This is a genomic window from Mitsuaria sp. 7 (assembly GCF_001653795.1).
In the GTDB taxonomy this organism is placed as follows: domain Bacteria; phylum Pseudomonadota; class Gammaproteobacteria; order Burkholderiales; family Burkholderiaceae_C; genus Roseateles.
This window is the reverse complement of the sequence record NZ_CP011514.1, coordinates 223600-238452: the sequence shown is the minus strand read 5'-3', so window position 1 is coordinate 238452 and position 14853 is coordinate 223600. Positions and strand designations below refer to the sequence as shown.

General features: G+C 68.4%; 16 protein-coding genes. 7 read left to right on the top strand and 9 right to left on the bottom strand.

The window, feature by feature from the left end; translation table 11 throughout:
- The first annotated feature begins 145 nt into the window (after positions 1-145).
- Positions 146-358 (top strand): AbrB/MazE/SpoVT family DNA-binding domain-containing protein, encoded by a 213-nt coding sequence (locus ABE85_RS01115; RefSeq protein WP_067269326.1) that lies wholly within the window; start codon positions 146-148, stop codon positions 356-358.
- Positions 359-385: 27 nt separating this feature from the next.
- Entirely contained in the window at positions 386-628 is a 243-nt protein-coding gene (locus tag ABE85_RS27255) for a hypothetical protein (protein WP_157521826.1), read from the top strand.
- A 190-nt stretch (positions 629-818) separates the two neighbouring features.
- On the opposite strand, the gene guaA is transcribed toward ABE85_RS27255, so the two are convergent.
- The 3 genes from guaA to guaB are packed head-to-tail and all read right to left on the bottom strand — an operon-like array spanning position 819 to position 5213.
- Entirely contained in the window at positions 819-2423 is a 1605-nt protein-coding gene (gene guaA, locus ABE85_RS01110) for a glutamine-hydrolyzing GMP synthase (RefSeq protein ID WP_067269323.1), read from the bottom strand.
- 49 nt (positions 2424-2472) lie between these two features.
- Positions 2473-3744 (bottom strand): MFS transporter, encoded by a 1272-nt coding sequence (locus tag ABE85_RS01105; protein WP_409072569.1) that lies wholly within the window; start codon positions 3742-3744, stop codon positions 2473-2475.
- Positions 3741-5213 (bottom strand): IMP dehydrogenase, encoded by a 1473-nt coding sequence (gene guaB / locus ABE85_RS01100; protein ID WP_067269321.1) that lies wholly within the window; start codon positions 5211-5213, stop codon positions 3741-3743. Before guaB ends, ABE85_RS01105 begins: the two co-directional genes overlap by 4 nt.
- A gap of 60 nt (positions 5214-5273) precedes the next feature.
- On the opposite strand from guaB, the gene ABE85_RS01095 reads away from it, so the two are divergent.
- Positions 5274-5783 (top strand): DUF4124 domain-containing protein, encoded by a 510-nt coding sequence (locus ABE85_RS01095; RefSeq protein WP_082938199.1) that lies wholly within the window; start codon positions 5274-5276, stop codon positions 5781-5783.
- A gap of 130 nt (positions 5784-5913) precedes the next feature.
- Here ABE85_RS01095 and ABE85_RS01090 read toward each other — a convergent pair whose 3' ends face one another.
- Together ABE85_RS01090 and ABE85_RS01085 are read right to left on the bottom strand one after the other, a co-directional pair.
- Positions 5914-6237, bottom strand: a complete 324-nt coding sequence (locus tag ABE85_RS01090) for an RnfH family protein (RefSeq protein ID WP_067269316.1) — start codon at positions 6235-6237, stop codon at positions 5914-5916.
- Positions 6224-6688 (bottom strand): type II toxin-antitoxin system RatA family toxin, encoded by a 465-nt coding sequence (locus ABE85_RS01085; protein WP_067269313.1) that lies wholly within the window; start codon positions 6686-6688, stop codon positions 6224-6226. The genes ABE85_RS01090 and ABE85_RS01085 overlap by 14 nt, the downstream gene beginning before the upstream one ends.
- An 86-nt stretch (positions 6689-6774) precedes the next feature.
- Here ABE85_RS01085 and smpB point away from each other — a divergent pair, with 86 nt between their 5' ends.
- Positions 6775-7239, top strand: coding sequence for an SsrA-binding protein SmpB (gene smpB / locus ABE85_RS01080; RefSeq protein ID WP_067269311.1), 465 nt, complete (start codon positions 6775-6777; stop codon positions 7237-7239).
- 48 nt (positions 7240-7287) lie between these two features.
- On the opposite strand, the gene ABE85_RS01075 is transcribed toward smpB, so the two are convergent.
- Positions 7288-8496, bottom strand: a complete 1209-nt coding sequence (locus ABE85_RS01075; protein WP_067269309.1) for a PLP-dependent transferase — start codon at positions 8494-8496, stop codon at positions 7288-7290.
- Between the two features lie 139 nt (positions 8497-8635).
- Entirely contained in the window at positions 8636-10063 is a 1428-nt protein-coding gene (gene rimO / locus ABE85_RS01070; RefSeq protein ID WP_067269306.1) for a 30S ribosomal protein S12 methylthiotransferase RimO, read from the bottom strand.
- 213 nt (positions 10064-10276) lie between these two features.
- On the opposite strand from rimO, the gene ABE85_RS01065 reads away from it, so the two are divergent.
- The 3 genes from ABE85_RS01065 to ABE85_RS01055 all read left to right on the top strand — a co-directional run bounded on the left by ABE85_RS01065 (position 10277) and on the right by ABE85_RS01055 (position 12981).
- Positions 10277-12028: an ATP-binding protein gene (locus ABE85_RS01065; RefSeq protein ID WP_067269304.1), complete on the top strand. Its 1752-nt coding sequence runs from the start codon at positions 10277-10279 to the stop codon at positions 12026-12028.
- Between the two features lie 59 nt (positions 12029-12087).
- On the top strand, positions 12088-12555 hold the full coding sequence (locus ABE85_RS01060) for a GFA family protein (protein WP_067269302.1): 468 nt from the start codon (positions 12088-12090) through the stop codon (positions 12553-12555).
- A 156-nt stretch (positions 12556-12711) separates the two neighbouring features.
- Entirely contained in the window at positions 12712-12981 is a 270-nt protein-coding gene (locus ABE85_RS01055) for a hypothetical protein (protein ID WP_067269299.1), read from the top strand.
- 54 nt (positions 12982-13035) lie between these two features.
- Here the strand turns inward: ABE85_RS01055 and phaR are convergent, their stop codons facing one another.
- Positions 13036-13629, bottom strand: a complete 594-nt coding sequence (phaR, locus tag ABE85_RS01050; protein WP_082938198.1) for a polyhydroxyalkanoate synthesis repressor PhaR — start codon at positions 13627-13629, stop codon at positions 13036-13038.
- Positions 13630-13734: 105 nt separating this feature from the next.
- Positions 13735-14739 (bottom strand): tripartite tricarboxylate transporter substrate binding protein, encoded by a 1005-nt coding sequence (locus ABE85_RS01045; RefSeq protein WP_231993197.1) that lies wholly within the window; start codon positions 14737-14739, stop codon positions 13735-13737.
- Positions 14740-14853 lie beyond the last annotated feature (114 nt).

Sequence of the window (14853 nt, the reverse complement as noted above, 5' to 3'; positions counted from 1 at the left end):
TTGAACCCCTACCGATCTTCGGTATCACGGGAGCGTTGCTCATCATTCGAGGTGGTGGATCAGGAAGAACCGGAAGCGAAGAATCGACGGCTTCTTTGGCGTGCTCGTCATCGCTACCGTTCACATCTCAGACCAAGGAGATTTCATGATCCCAAACCCGACCCTCTCGATGGAGGGACAAGTCACCCTCCCCGCCGACTTTCTCAGTCGCCAGGACTGGAAGCCCGGTGACGAGCTGGTCTTTGTGGAGACCGACAGGGGCCTCTACGTGCGCCGTCGTCACCGTCTGGACGACCTTCGCGGCATGACGCGAGGCGTCAACACCGACCGCTATCTCAACGGACGCGATCGGTACTGAGCGCAAGCTGCCGGAAGGAGACCTGCCATGCCACAGCGCCAAGTCGTCGACACCTCTGCATGGATCGAATGGATGTCGGACACCGCATTGGGTCAGAGCCTCGTCCAGGATTTCCCCGAGCCTGACCATCGCATCGCTGCGATGCAGATTTTAAGGACCTGCCGTCAGTCAGGTTTTATCCGAAAGATTCGAGGGCCAGTCGCTCAAGTCCTGGCACCACATCTCAAGGCCAATGGGATCGCTGGCCAACGTCTGCTCAATTTGAGTTGAAGGGATTGCCTGCATGAACACGCTTCTTCGGATGCTTTCATGCAGCCCGCTGCTCGAAGTCTCGCCTGGCGTCATCTACCGAGGGCCGGCAGTGATACCCACACAGTCGGAAGACATCGTTCACTGAGCTGGATTTCCAGTCCAAAGCAAACAAGGGCCCATCGGGCCCTTGTTCACTTGCGCGAAGCGCTCATTCCCATTCGATGGTCGCCGGCGGCTTGCTGGAGACGTCGTAGGTCACGCGGTTGATGCCGCGCACCTCGTTGATGATGCGGCCCGAGCAGCGCTTGAGCAGGCTGTACGGCAGCTCCGCCCAGTCGGCCGTCATGAAGTCGCTGGTTTGCACCGCGCGCAGCGCCACCACGTAGTCGTAGGTCCGGCCGTCACCCATCACACCCACGCTCTTCACCGGCAGGAACACCGTGAAGGCCTGGCTGGTCAGCTCGTACCAGGTCTTGCCCGTCGCCTCGTCGCGCGTGTTGCGCAGCTCCTCGATGAAGATCGCGTCGGCGCGGCGCAGCAGGTCCGCGTATTCCTTCTTCACCTCGCCCAGGATGCGAACGCCCAGGCCCGGACCCGGGAACGGGTGACGGTAGACCATCTCCGGCGGCAGGCCCAGCGCCACGCCCAGTTCGCGGACCTCGTCCTTGAACAGCTCGCGCAGCGGCTCCAGCAACTTCAGGCCGAGCTGCTCCGGCAACCCGCCCACGTTGTGGTGGCTCTTGATCGTCACGGCCTTCTTCGTTTTCGTGCCACCGCTTTCGACCACGTCCGGATAGATCGTGCCCTGCGCCAGGAAGGTCGCGCCTTTGTGGCCGCCGTCGCCCGACTTCAACTTCTCGGCCTCGGCCTTGAACACGTCGACGAACAGGCCGCCGATGATCTTGCGCTTGCGCTCCGGATCCGTCACGCCGGCCAGCTGGCCGAGGAACAGATCGGCGGCATCGACGCGGATCACCTTCGCGTGCAGCTTGCCTTCGAACATGTCCATCACCATGTCGCCCTCGTTCAGGCGCAGGAGCCCGTGGTCGACGAAGACGCAGGTCAGCTGGTCGCCGATCGCGCGGTGGATCAGCGCCGCGGCCACCGAGGAGTCCACACCGCCGGACAGGCCCAGGATGACTTCCTCGTCACCGACCTGCTCGCGGATCTTCTGGACCGCTTCCTCAATGTAGTCGCCCATGATCCAGTCGCCCTTGCAGCCGGCGATCTCGCGCACGAAACGCTTGTAGATCGCGGCCCCCTGGACCGTGTGCGTGACCTCGGGATGGAACTGGAGCGCGTAGTAGCCCTTGTCCTCATTGACCATGCCGGCGATGGGACAGGTCGGCGTGGACGCCATCAGCTTGAAGCCCGGCGGCAGCGCCGTGACCTTGTCGCCGTGGCTCATCCACACCTTCAGCATGCCGTGACCTGCCGGCGTCGCGAAGTCCTGGAGGCCGTCCAGCAGCTTGGTGTGGCCGTGGGCGCGGGCCTCGGCATACCCGAACTCGCGGTGGTCGCTCCACTCGACCTTGCCGCCGAGCTGCACCGCCATCGTCTGCATGCCGTAGCAGATGCCCAGCACCGGCACGCCCAGGTCCCACACCGCCTGCGGCGCGCGCAGCTCGTGGTCCTCGTAGGTCGACGCGTGGCTGCCCGACAGGATGATCGCCTTCGGCGCGAACGCGCGGATGAAGTCGTCGCTGACGTCGTTGGGATGGATCTCGCAGTAGACCTGGGCCTCGCGCACGCGGCGTGCGATCAGCTGCGTCACCTGGGAACCGAAGTCGAGGATGAGGACTTTGTCGTGCATGGTCAGCTTCTGGGGATGCTTGGGGATTCCGGGGGGCTCAAGCTCAGGCTCAAGCCTTGGCCGCGGCGGCTTGCGCCGGCGGGCCCATGTTGAAGTGGCGCCACGCGAAGCCCAGCGAGGCCAGCTGCAGCAGCGCGCAGAGATAGAACGGCGCGCCGATGCGCCAGTCGGTCTTGGGGAGCTCGGCGACCAGCGCCATCAGCCCCAGGCCGGCGATCGGCGAGATCACCGCCATCAGGCTGTTGATCGCGGCCACCGCGCCCATGGTCTCGCCCTGCGTGCGGGCGTCGGCGGCGTTGGAGATCACGCTCTGCATCGCCGGGGCCGCGGCCACGCCGGCGATGTTCAGGAAGATCGCGGCGATCATCATCCAGGCCTCGGTCGACATCCCCCAGATCACGTTGGTGAGGATGGAGGTCGTCAGGCCGATCAGCACCAGCCGCCGCGCGCCCAGCCAGCGCATCAGCGGCTGCAGCAGGACGCCCTGCACCACCACCGCGACCAGGCCCACGACGAACAGCGACAGGCCGTTCTCGCGCGGGCCCCAGCCGAACTTGTGCTGGTTGTAGAGGACCCAGCTGGTCTGGATCACGAGCTGCGCCAGACCCGAGCACGCGATCACGTAGATCAGCGGTCCGACGCCGTTGAGCTTGCGCAAGCGCCCCAGCGCCGCGACCGGGTTGGCCTTGCGCCATTCGAAGGGTCTGCGGTGTTCCGGCGCCAGCGATTCGGGCAGCACGAAGAAGCCGTACAGCCAGTTCAGCAGCGCCAGCGTGCCGGCGACGTAGAACGGCAGGTGCAGGTCGATGCTGCCGAGCAGCCCGCCCATCACCGGGCCGAGGATGAAGCCCATCCCGAAGGCCGCGCCCAGCATGCCGAAGCGCTTGGCACGGTCCGCCGGCGGCGTGATGTCGGCGACATAGGCGTTGGCGACGGCCGCGTTGGCCTGCATCGCGCCGGAGAACAGCCGCACCACGACCAGCATCCACAGCGCGTCGGCCAGCGCCGTCACGAAGAAGCTGAGCGCCAGGCCGCTGAAACCGATCAGCATCACCTTGCGGCGGCCGAAGCGGTCGGACAGCCCGCCCAGGATGGGCGAGCCGAAGAAATTCGCGAGACCGAAGGCGAACGCCACGGCCAACTGCGCCAGCGTGTGCTGGGTCTCGCTCTGCGTGAAGGTTCCGACCAGCGGCGGCAACACCGGGATGATCAGGCCGATCGACACCATGTCGATCAGCACTGCGATCAGGATGAACGACATGGCGGCCTTGCGGCCGCCATGTGTCGTCGTTGCTGCGACGGGATCGGACAAGGGCGTCACTCCAGGCGGTAGTTGGGCGCTTCCTTGGTGATCTGCACGTCGTGGACGTGGCTCTCACGGATGCCTGCGGACGTGATCTCGACGAATTCGGCCTTCTCGTGCATGTCCGAGATGCTGCCGCAGCCGCAGTAGCCCATCGAGGCGCGCACGCCGCCGGCCATCTGGTGCACGATGGAGACCATCGACCCCTTGTACGGCACACGCCCTTCGATGCCTTCCGGCACCAGCTTGTCCGCATTGGGGTTGGTCGTCTCGTCGTTCTCCTGGAAGTAGCGGTCCGCCGAACCGGCCTTCATCGCGCCGATCGAGCCCATGCCGCGGTAGCTCTTGTAGCTGCGGCCCTGGTAGAGGATCACTTCGCCCGGGGCTTCCTCGGTGCCGGCGAACATGCCGCCCATCATCACCGTGCTCGCGCCGGCGGCGATGGCCTTGGCGATGTCGCCCGAGTAGCGGATGCCGCCGTCGGCGATCGCCGGGACGCCGGTACCCTTGAGCGCGGTGGCGACGAAGTCGATCGCCGCGATCTGCGGCACGCCGACACCCGCGACGATGCGGGTCGTGCAGATCGAGCCGGGGCCGATGCCGACCTTGACCGCGTCAGCGCCGGCTTCCACCAGCGCCAGCGCCGCGGCGCCGGTCGCGATGTTGCCGCCGATGACCTCGACCTGCGGGTAGTTCTTCTTCACCCAGCGCACGCGCTCGATGACGCCGCTGCTGTGGCCGTGCGCGGTGTCGACGACGATCGCGTCGACGCCGGCCTTGACCAGCAGCTCGACCCGTTCCTCGGTGCCGTCGCCCACGCCGACCGCCGCGCCGACGCGCAGCTTGCCGTGCGCGTCACGTGCGGCGTTCGGGAAGTTGGTCTGCTTGGTGATGTCCTTGACGGTCATCAGGCCGCGCAGTTCGAACGCGTCGTTCAGGACCAGCACGCGCTCCAGCTTGTGCTTGTGCATCAGCGCCTTGCCGTCGTTCAGCGAGGCGCCTTCGGACACCGTGATCAGGCGCTCGGCCGGGGTCATGATCTCGCTGACCGGGATGTCCATGCGCGTCTCGAAACGCAGGTCCCGGTTGGTGACGATGCCGACGACCTTCTGTCCCGCCAGCACCGGGAAACCGGAGACGCCGTGGTGCTCGCTCAGCTGCTTGACCTGGCGGACCGTGGTCTCGGGCGTGATCGTGATCGGGTCGCGGAGCACGCCGGACTCGTAACGCTTGACCCGGGCCACTTCCGCGGCCTGCTGCTGCGGGGTCAGGTTCTTGTGGACGATGCCGATGCCGCCTTCCTGGGCGATGGCGATCGCCAGGCGGGCCTCGGTCACAGTGTCCATCGCGGCCGACACAAGCGGCAGGTTCAGGCGGATGCCACGCGTGAACTGCGTGGCCAGACTGGTGTCGCGCGGCAACACCTGGGAGAACGCCGGCACCAACAACACATCGTCGAAGGTGAGGGCCTTTCCGAGTAGGCGCATGAGGGAAGCTCCAGACGCAAAGGCGCATTATAGAGAAGCCCGGCAGTACACTCCACGACCATGATGAATCCCCCACTCTCGCGACGCCCGCTGGGCATGATCTGCGCGCTGGCGCTGATGGCGCTGACCTCGGTCGCGCACGCCCAATGGAAGTGGCGCGACGCCGACGGACGCACGCAATACAGCGATCGTCCGCCGCCGCCGAGCGTGGCCGAGAAGGACATCCTGCAGCGTCCGTACAACGCGGCGCGCGCGGCGCCGTCGACGGGCCAGCCGGCCCCGGGAAGCGCCTCCGCAGCGGCTTCCGCCCCGACGGCACCGGCCCGCGCGGCGAGCGAAGCGTCCTCGCGCGAGAAGGTCGAACGCGAACTCAAGGCCCAGGAAGACAAGGCCCGCGCGGATGCGATGGCCGAGGACTGCCGGCAGGCGCAGAACAAGCTGCGGCTGCTCGAATCGAACGTGCGCATGCGCAGCGGTTCGCAGACCGGGGAGTCGCAGGTCATGACCGAGCAGATGCGCCAGGATCAGATGCGCCAGGGTCAGGCCGTCGTGGCCGCCACCTGCAAATGACGCTGGAACGCGTCCCGGAAACAACACCGGTGACCGCCCGCGGACCCCGGCACGCAAGCCGGTCGTAAGTCCGGTGACCGCCGGTAAGACAAAAGGCCGCTGATGCGGCCTTTTTGCCGGGCGCCCGGTGTCAGGCCTTGCGGCCCAGCGGCCGATGTCGCGTGACGATGCGGCTGCCCGAGGCCTGGAAGCGCTGGCGTCGCGCCTCCTTCGGATCGACCGTCAACGGACGGTAGACCTCGACGCGATCCTGCTCACGCAGGGGCGTCTCCAGCGGCGCGGTGCGCCCCCAGATCCCGGCCGTCAGCGCCGCGATCTGACCCGGCTCGAACCAGGCGCTGGCCGCCAGGGCGTCGCGCAGCGTGCTGCCGGCGGGCAGGGTCAGTCGTTGTTCGCGGAGTTCACCGGGTACCGGGCTCCAGAAGAGCTCGATCGACAGCTCAGCGGGCGCCATGGACCTGCTCGGCGCGCTTCACGAAGCTGTCGACGAAGGTGTTGGCGATGCGGTCGAACACGGGGCTGACCACGGCCTCCAGCGCGAAGCTTGAAAACGCGTAGCGCAGCTCGAACTCGATCTTGCAGGCCTGCGGCTCGCCGTCGGCCGGCGCGCCGGGGCGGTTCAAGGGCAGGAACTGCCAGTCGCCGTCCAGCATGGAGAACGGCCCGTCGACGAGCGTCATGCGCACGCGCCGGTTCGTCTCGTTCGTGTTGCGGGTGGTGAACGCGTGACGCAGCCCGGCGTACTGCAGGGACAGCCTGGCGGTCACGCCGTCGTCGTGGCGTTCCAGCACCTCCGCGGACGAGCACCAGGGCAGGAACTCCGGATAGCGCTCGACCTGGGTGACCAGGTCGTACATCTCGCGCGGCGAGTACCAAAGGAGGACAGTCTTCCGGACGTGCTTCATGGTCGTTCTTAGAATGGCGGGATTGTAGGCGGCCCGATCGACCCCATCTGGGCGTCATCTGGCCGCCACGCACAACAAGAGTCCCCATGTCCATTGCAGAAAACCGTCGCGCCCGATTCGAGTACCACCTCGAGGAGCAGTACGAGGCCGGCATCGTCCTCGAAGGCTGGGAGGTCAAGGCCATCCGCTCCGGCCAGGTCCAGCTGCCGGACGGTTATGTCGTCATCCGCGACGGCGAGCTGTTCCTGATCGGCTGCCGCATCGATCCGCTGCGCACGGCGTCCACGCACGTCAGCCCGCTGGCCGACCGCACCCGCAAGCTCCTGATGAGCGGCGCCGACATCCGACGCCTGATCGGCAAGGTGGAGCAGAAAGGCTTCACGCTGATCCCGCTGGACCTGCACTACAAGAACGGCCGCGTGAAGGTGCAGATCGCGCTGGCCAAGGGCAAGGCCCAGCACGACAAGCGCGAGACCGAGAAGAAGCGCGACTGGGAGCGCGAGAAGGGCCGCCTGATGCGGCACAAGGTCTCGGGGCCGTCCAAGGACTGATGGTGGCGGCGGAGCGCGCGTGCGCCCTGCCCTTCAGCCCTCAGTCCCTCAGCGCAAGACCTCGAGCGCCTGCGCGAGGTCCGCGCGCAGGTCCTCGACCTCTTCGAGCCCGATCGCGAAACGCACCAGCGTGCCGCCCTCCTCCGCCGTCCACGGCAATCCCAGCGAGCGGCTGCCGCTGAGGTCGTAGGGCACGGCCAGGCTCATCGGGCCGGCCCAGGAATATCCGATCCCGAAACAGGCCAGCGCGTCCACGAAGGCGTCGACGCGGCGCGCATCGAATCCGGGACGGAACACCGCCGAGAACAGGCAGCCGCCCGACTCCGGGCTGACGTCCCGCCAGAACGCGTGGCCGGGCGAATCCGGCAGCGCCGGATACAGCACCCGCGCCACTTCCGGCCGCGCGGCCATCCAGTGCGCGAGTTCGCGTGCCGCCGCGCCCTGTGCGCGGTAGCGCAGCGCGATGCTCGGCAGGCCGCGCAGCACCGCCTCCACATCGTTCTGGCCGACGCCGTAGCCGAGGTACTCGTGCGTCGCCACCAGCTGGCGATTGAGCGCAATGTCGCGCGTGCAGACCGCGCCCATCAACAGGTCCGCGCCGCCGGACGGGAACTTGGTCAGCGCCTGCATGCTGAGGTCGGCACCGAGTCCGGGCGCGACGCCCGGCGCCACCTCGAAGGCATTGAAGGCCAGGCCCGCGCCCCAGGTGTTGTCGAGCGCCGTGAGCACGCCGCGTGCGCGGCAGGCCCGCAGCAGCCCGACCAGATCGGGGAACTCCAGCGTGATCGATCCGGCGGCCTCGAGCCACACCAGCTTTGTGCGGTCCGACAGCATGGCCTCGAACGCCGGCACGTCCAGGGGATCGTAGAAGCGATGCGTGATACCAAGCCGGGTCAGCAGGCCGTGGGCGAGGTGGCGGTTCTGGCCGTAGACGTTGTCGGGCAGCAGCACCTCGTCGCCGGGCTTGAGGAAGGCCAGGCTGGTCAGCGTGATGGCGGAGACCCCGCTTGGCGTGAGCACGCAATGCTCGGCGTGTTCGAGCGTCGCGATGCGCGCGGCCAGCGTGTAGGTCGTCGGCGTTCCCGGCAGGCCGTAGCGGTAGCTGACGCCGTCCTTCGCGCGCGGACGGTGCAGTTCGGCGGTGTCCTTGAACAGCACCGTCGAGGCCTTGGCCACCGGGACAGGGACGGCGTCCCACCCGTCGGGCGCGCGATACGGGTGGTGGATCTGTTCGGTCGACGGGCCGCGTGGGGTCACGAAGTCTCCTGGGGTGAACGCGTGAGAACGCGCCGTAACGCGCGACGCGCGAGAAGGCACATTCTGTCGCAGCGCCGCGCCACGAGAAACAGAAACGCCGGCGCGAGGCCGGCGTTCATCGGGGCGTCAAGACGCGCGATCAGATCGGCAGCGCGATCAGGTCGTGACCCTCGGCGCCGACGATGCGGGCGCGCGTGAACTCACCGACGCGCAGCTGCTTGCTGGCCTTCTCGGGCGGCAGCAGGCGCACGGTGCCGTCGATCTCCGGCGCGTCCGCGTACGAGCGGCCCACGCCGCCCTTGCGGCCCAGCGCCGGTGCGGAATCCACCAGCACCTGCATCGTCGCGCCGATGCGGCGCTGCAGCTTGGCGATCGACACTTCCTCGGCCACGGCCATGAAGCGCGCGCGGCGTTCCTCGCGGACCTCGTCCGGCAGCGCGCCGTCCAGCGCATTCGCCGGCGCGCCCTCGATCGGCGAGTAGGCGAAGCAGCCGGCGCGATCGATCTGGGCCTCGCGCATGAAGTCGAGCAGGTACTGGAACTCCGCCTCGGTCTCGCCGGGGAAGCCGGCGATGAAGGTCGAGCGGATCACGAGCTCGGGGCAGATCTCGCGCCAGCGCAGGATGCGCTCGAGGTTCTTCTCGCCGTTGGCGGGGCGCTTCATGCGCTTCTGCACGTCGGGATGGGCGTGCTGGAAGGGCACGTCCAGGTAGGGGAGGATGAGGCCCTCGGCCATCATCGGCACGATCTCGTCGACGTGCGGGTACGGGTAGACGTAGTGCAGGCGGACCCACGCGCCGTAGGGCTTGGCGATCTCGCCGAGCTGCGCGACGAGGTCGAACATGCGCGTCTTGACCGGCTTGCCGTCCCAGAAGCCGGTGCGGTACTTGATGTCGACGCCGTAGGCGCTGGTGTCCTGGCTGATGACCAGCAGTTCCTTCACGCCGGACTCGAACAGCGCCTTGGCTTCGGACAGCACGTCGCCGATCGGGCGCGAGACCAGGTCGCCGCGCATGCTCGGGATGATGCAGAAGCTGCAGCGGTGGTTGCAGCCTTCGGAGATCTTCAGGTAGGCGTAGTGCTTGGGCGTCAGCTTGATGCCGGCGATGCCGCGGGCCTCGGGCACCAGGTCGATGAACGGGTCATGCGGCTTGGGCACGTGCGTGTGGACGGCGTCCATCACTTCCTGCGTCGCGTGAGGGCCGGTCACGGCGAGCACGCTGGGGTGGATCTCGCGGACCATGTTGTCGGAGCTCGCACCGGCCTTCGCGCCGAGGCAGCCGGTGACGATGACCTTGCCGTTCTCGGCCAGCGCCTCACCGATGGTGTCCAGCGATTCCTTGACGGCGTCGTCGATGAAGCCGCAGGTGTTGACGATCACCAGGTCCGCGCCGGCGAAGGTCTTGGAGGTCTCGTAGCCCTCGGCGCGCAGCTGCGTGAGGATGAGCTCGGAGTCGGTCAGCGCCTTCGGGCAGCCGAGCGAGACGAAGCCGATCTTCGGCGCGGGGCTGCCCGCCGGCCCGCTGATTTTCGCGGCGGCGGTGGGGTCGTAAGTCGTTGATTCCATTTGGGTTCCGCCGGAGGGCCTGGCTGAGGGCTGGGCCGGCATTGTAAGCGAGGCGGTATTTTTCAGACAGGGTCCGGTTCATTGCGTCACCGCCGGTACCGTGGACGACTGCCGCGACGCACCTCCGGTAACGGGCCAGGACCGCCTCGTGCCGGACCGGACGGCCGCTACGTCGATACTCGCGCGTCCGGTCCTCCTCCCACGTCCGCCTCGATGTCCGACCCCTCCCCGCGTTCCGAGCTCCTGCCCCTCGTCGGCGACCGTGCCTCGGTGGAAATCGCCGCGCTGGTGATTCCGCCGGTCGTGGTCGCGAGCACGCCGTCCGGGACCGCCGCCCTGTGGGCCTGGACCTGGGCCATCGCCTACGCGCTGAGTTCGATCGGTGTCGCCGTCGCGCGGCGCCGCTTCCGGCGCGAGGCCGCGGTCATGAATCCCGCCGACTTCGTGGCACGCTGGGCGCGGCCGCTGGAGCGCATCGCGCTCGCCTTCGGCGTGCTGTGGGGTCTGCTGCCCTGGGTCGCCACCCTCAGCGGCGCTTTCGAGCACGCGGTCTTCCTGTACCTCGTGCTCGCCGGCACCACGGTCTCGACGGCCGCCTTCGCCGCCGCGGACCTCCCGTTCTTCGGCCGCTTCCTCGCGCCCGCCTGGGTGATGGCGACGGTGGCCGTGCCCCTGGCCTTCCCCACGCAATGGACCATCGTCCTGCCGCTGTGCCTGCTCTTCCCGTGGCTGGTGTGGCGCCACGCGCGCACGTCCAACCACTTCCTCGTCCAGCAATCCCGGCTCAAGCGGCAGAGCGAGGCCCTCGCGCTCGCGCACAAGGAGGCCCGCGATGTCGCCAAGGCCGCGTCGCGCGAGAAGAGCCTCTTCCTCGCCACCGCCTCGCACGACCTGCGCCAGCCGCTCTACGCGCTGACGCTGACCGCGCAGGCCGCGCTCCAGCGCAACCAGGATGCGGCGCTGCGGCCCCTGCTGGTCGACATCTCCCAGGCCGCCGGCCACGTCAACGATCTGCTGAACTCGCTGCTGGACGTGTCCGCGCTGGACAGCCGCAGCGCCGAGCTCGCGCTCCAGCCGCTGGCGCTGTCGCCGCTGCTGTCGGAACTGCATGAGCGTTTCCAGCCCGAGGCGCATGCGCGCGGCCTCGACTGGCGCATCCGCGGCCCGGAGGCGCCCGCCTGGGTCGTCGCCGAGCCCATGCTGCTGCGCCGCGCGCTCGCCAACCTGCTGCACAACGCGCTGCGCTACACGCCCGCGGGCGGCGTGCTGCTCGCGGTGCGACGCCGCGGCGACGACTGGGCCGTCGAGGTCTGGGACACCGGCGTCGGCATGGCCGCGCCCAAGCGCGAGGCCCTGTTCTCCGAATTCCATCGCGGCGACGACGCCGCGCGCGTCACCGGCGAAGGCCAGGGCCTGGGGCTGTCGGTCGTGCGCGACTGCGTGCGGCGGATGCAGGCCGCTATCGACTGGCACTCCACGCCGGGGCGGGGCTCCTGCTTCCGCATCACCCTGCGCGGCGCGGCCATCCCGACGACGCCGGCGAAGCGCGCGCCCGCGTCGACGCCTGCCTTCGAGCCGCTGCGAGGCCGCGTGCTCGTCGTCGACGACGACCTCGGCGTGACGCGCGGCCTGTCCCATCTGCTGGGCGAATGGGGCCTCGACTGCCGCATCGCCGGCGACGCCGCCCTGGCGCATGCGGCGCTGGACGCCGACTTCGAGCCCGACATCGTGATGAGCGACCTGCGGCTGCGCCACGACGATGGCGGCTACGGGCTGCTGCTGGACCTGCTGGACCGGCTGCCGCTGGCGCGCGGCCTGGTGGTCACCGGCGAATTCGACCTGCCCGATCTGCGCCGCGCCGAGGCCGATGGCTACCTCGTGCTGCGCAAGCCGGTGCAACCCGGGCCGCTGCACGCGGTGCTGCGGTCCATGCTCACGTCGCGGGCGCTGTCGCCGCCGGGTTGATCCCGCCTGCCCCGTGGCATGCGCGTTGCCGGAGACGGGGACCAAGGAGAGCATCCACCATGCACCTCGAAGGCTCCTGCCACTGCGGCCGCATCCGCTTCTCGGTCGACTCGACCGAGCCCTATCCGTTCATGCGCTGCTACTGCACGATCTGCCGCAAGACGGCCGGCACCGGCGGCTACGCGATCAACATCGGCGCCGACCACGGCAGCTTCAAGCTGATCAAAGGCAAGCGCGACCTCAAGGTCTATCGCGCCGTCCTCGACGGCAAGGAAAGCAGCGGTCAACGCCACTTCTGCGGCCATTGCGGCACCGCGCTCTGGATGTATGACGACAGCTATCCCGACCTGATCCACCCGCACGCCAGCGCGATCGACACGCCGCTGCCGGAACCGCCGGCGAACGTGCACGGCCTGCTGGATTCCAAGGCGACCTGGGTCCGGGTGGAAGGCAAGCCGGGCGACACGCGCTTCGACCACTTCCCCGACGAGTCGCTGGCCGACTGGCACCGTCGCCACGGACTCTGACGACGCGAGGCCTCAGGCCTCACAGGTGGCCTGTCACTCGTCAGACCCTTGACTGGGGGGACTGTCGCGGCGGAACCGGCGTCGCCGCGCATTCGATCACGGCGATGCGCCGGCTGCCGACGGACGATGCGAGACCGGCTGACTAGCATCGCGCCCATGTCGAACACCCGCCCCGCCCCGCTCCTGGACATCGCGCCGCACGCGCGCAAACCGCCCTTCGCCTGGGCGGCCCATCGCCCCGTCCTGGCCGCGCTCGCGCTGATCGCGGGGATCGTGCTGCTGGCGGTGTGGACGGGTCAGGACCCCTACGCCGATCGCGAGGACTGCCTGGCGCGACAAGGCACGCCGGTGGTCGTGAACGCGGCCCTGCATCAGACCGAATGCCGCGTCGTCGGCGAAGACGCCGACGACGGGATCAAGCGCTGAAAGCTCCAAACGCGCCAAACGCGCTGAAGAAACTCAAGGCTCCGAACGCGCCGCTCACTTCTTGGTCGGCGGCGGCGGGAAGCCCGGCACCCCAGGCACGCCGGGGAAGATGTTGCCCGCGCTCTGGAACTGCTCCTGCATCTGCAGGAACAGGTTCTTGGACTGCTCGAGGTAGTTGCCCATCAGGCCCTGCATCATCGGCGCCTGACCGCTCATGAACTGCGACCACAGCTGCGGATCGAAGCCCGCCGCGCCCTTGCTCGGGTCGGCGAAGCGGCTCTGCAGCTCGGTGACCGCCTGCAGGTTCTTCTCGAGGTAATCGCCCATCAGGCCCTGCATCGCGTGGCCATAGAAGCGGATGATCTGCGCCAGCAGCGGCGTCGAGAACATCGGCATGCCGCCCATCTCCTCCTCGAGGATGATCTGCAGCAGGATGGAACGCGTCAGCTCATCGCCGGACTTCGCGTCGCGGACCTCGAAGTCCTCGCCGCCGAGCACCATCTTCTTGACGTCCGCCAAGGTGATGTAGCTGCTGGTCTGCGTGTCGTACAGCCGCCGGTTGGGGTACTTCTTGAGCACCCGCGTCCCCTTCGGGTGCGCGGGGTCCTCGCTGCCGGTTGCGGTCTTGCCGCGTCGGGCCGTCGCCATGCTGTCTCCTCTGAGGGTCTTCGACCCATTCTAGGAGGCGCCCGGCAAGCGGCCCGCCGGGTGATTTCCCTTGCTGTGCGGGAGGCGGATCCGCCCTGGGCGCACTCAGTCCGGCTTGACGTTGCCGTCCTTGATCACCTTCGCCCATTTGGCCTGCTCGGCCTTCTGGAACTCGGCGAACTGCGCCGGCGAGTTGGGCGTGTACTCCAGGCCCAGCGATTCCATCTTCGCCTTCACCTCGGGCAGGGCGACGATCTTCTGCACCTCGGCATTGAGCTTGGCCACGATGGGCGCGGGCGTGTTCGCCGGGAAGTACAGCGCCTGCCAGCTCGACACGTCGAAGCCGGGCACGCCGGACTCGGCCAGTGTCGGCACGTCGGGCAGCTGCGCGCTGCGCCTGGCCGAGGTCACCGCCAGCGCCTTCACCTTGCCGCCCTTGATCTGCGGCAGCGCGACGGTCACCGTCTCGAAGCTCATCGGCACCTGGCCGCCCATCACGTCCTGGATGGCCGGCGCGCTGCCCTTGTAGGGCACGTGCGTCAGGTCCGCGCCCGTCATCAGGCGGAACACCTCGCCCGACAGATGCTGCGACGTGCCCTGCCCCGCCGAGGCGAAGGTGATGTCGCCGGGCTTGGCCTTCGCGGCCGCGATGATGTCCTTGACCGTCTTGGCCTGCGAGCCCGGACCGATCAGCAGCACGTTGGAGATCTTGCCCAGCAGGATGACCGGCGCGAAGTCGCGGTCGGCCTTGTAGGGCATCTTGGGCAGCAGCGAGGGATTGATCGCGTGCGTGGCGATGGTGCCCAGCAGCATGGTGTAGCCGTCCGGCGCGGCCTTGGCCACGCTGTCGGCGCCCAGCACGCCGCCGGCGCCGGCCTTGTTGTCGACCACGATGGTCTGCTTGAGCGAGACCTGCAGCCGCGCCGCGATCTCGCGCGCCAGCACGTCGGACGTGCCGCCCGGCGCGAAGGGGACGATCAGCTTCACCGGCTGGGTCGGCCAGTTGTTCGCATCGGCAGCCTGCGCCGCCGTCATCGCCACCGTGCCCAGCACCATCGTCGCCGCCGCAGCGGCCAGGACGCGCACGCGTCCCCGCATCACCGAATTCATGTCGCTTGTCTCCATCCATGACGGCACGCGACCCTCGTCGACCTCGACGCGGTACCGGCACCCTCTTCTCTTGATGAGAGCGATGGTATCGGTACCATCCGACGCGTCAAGCCA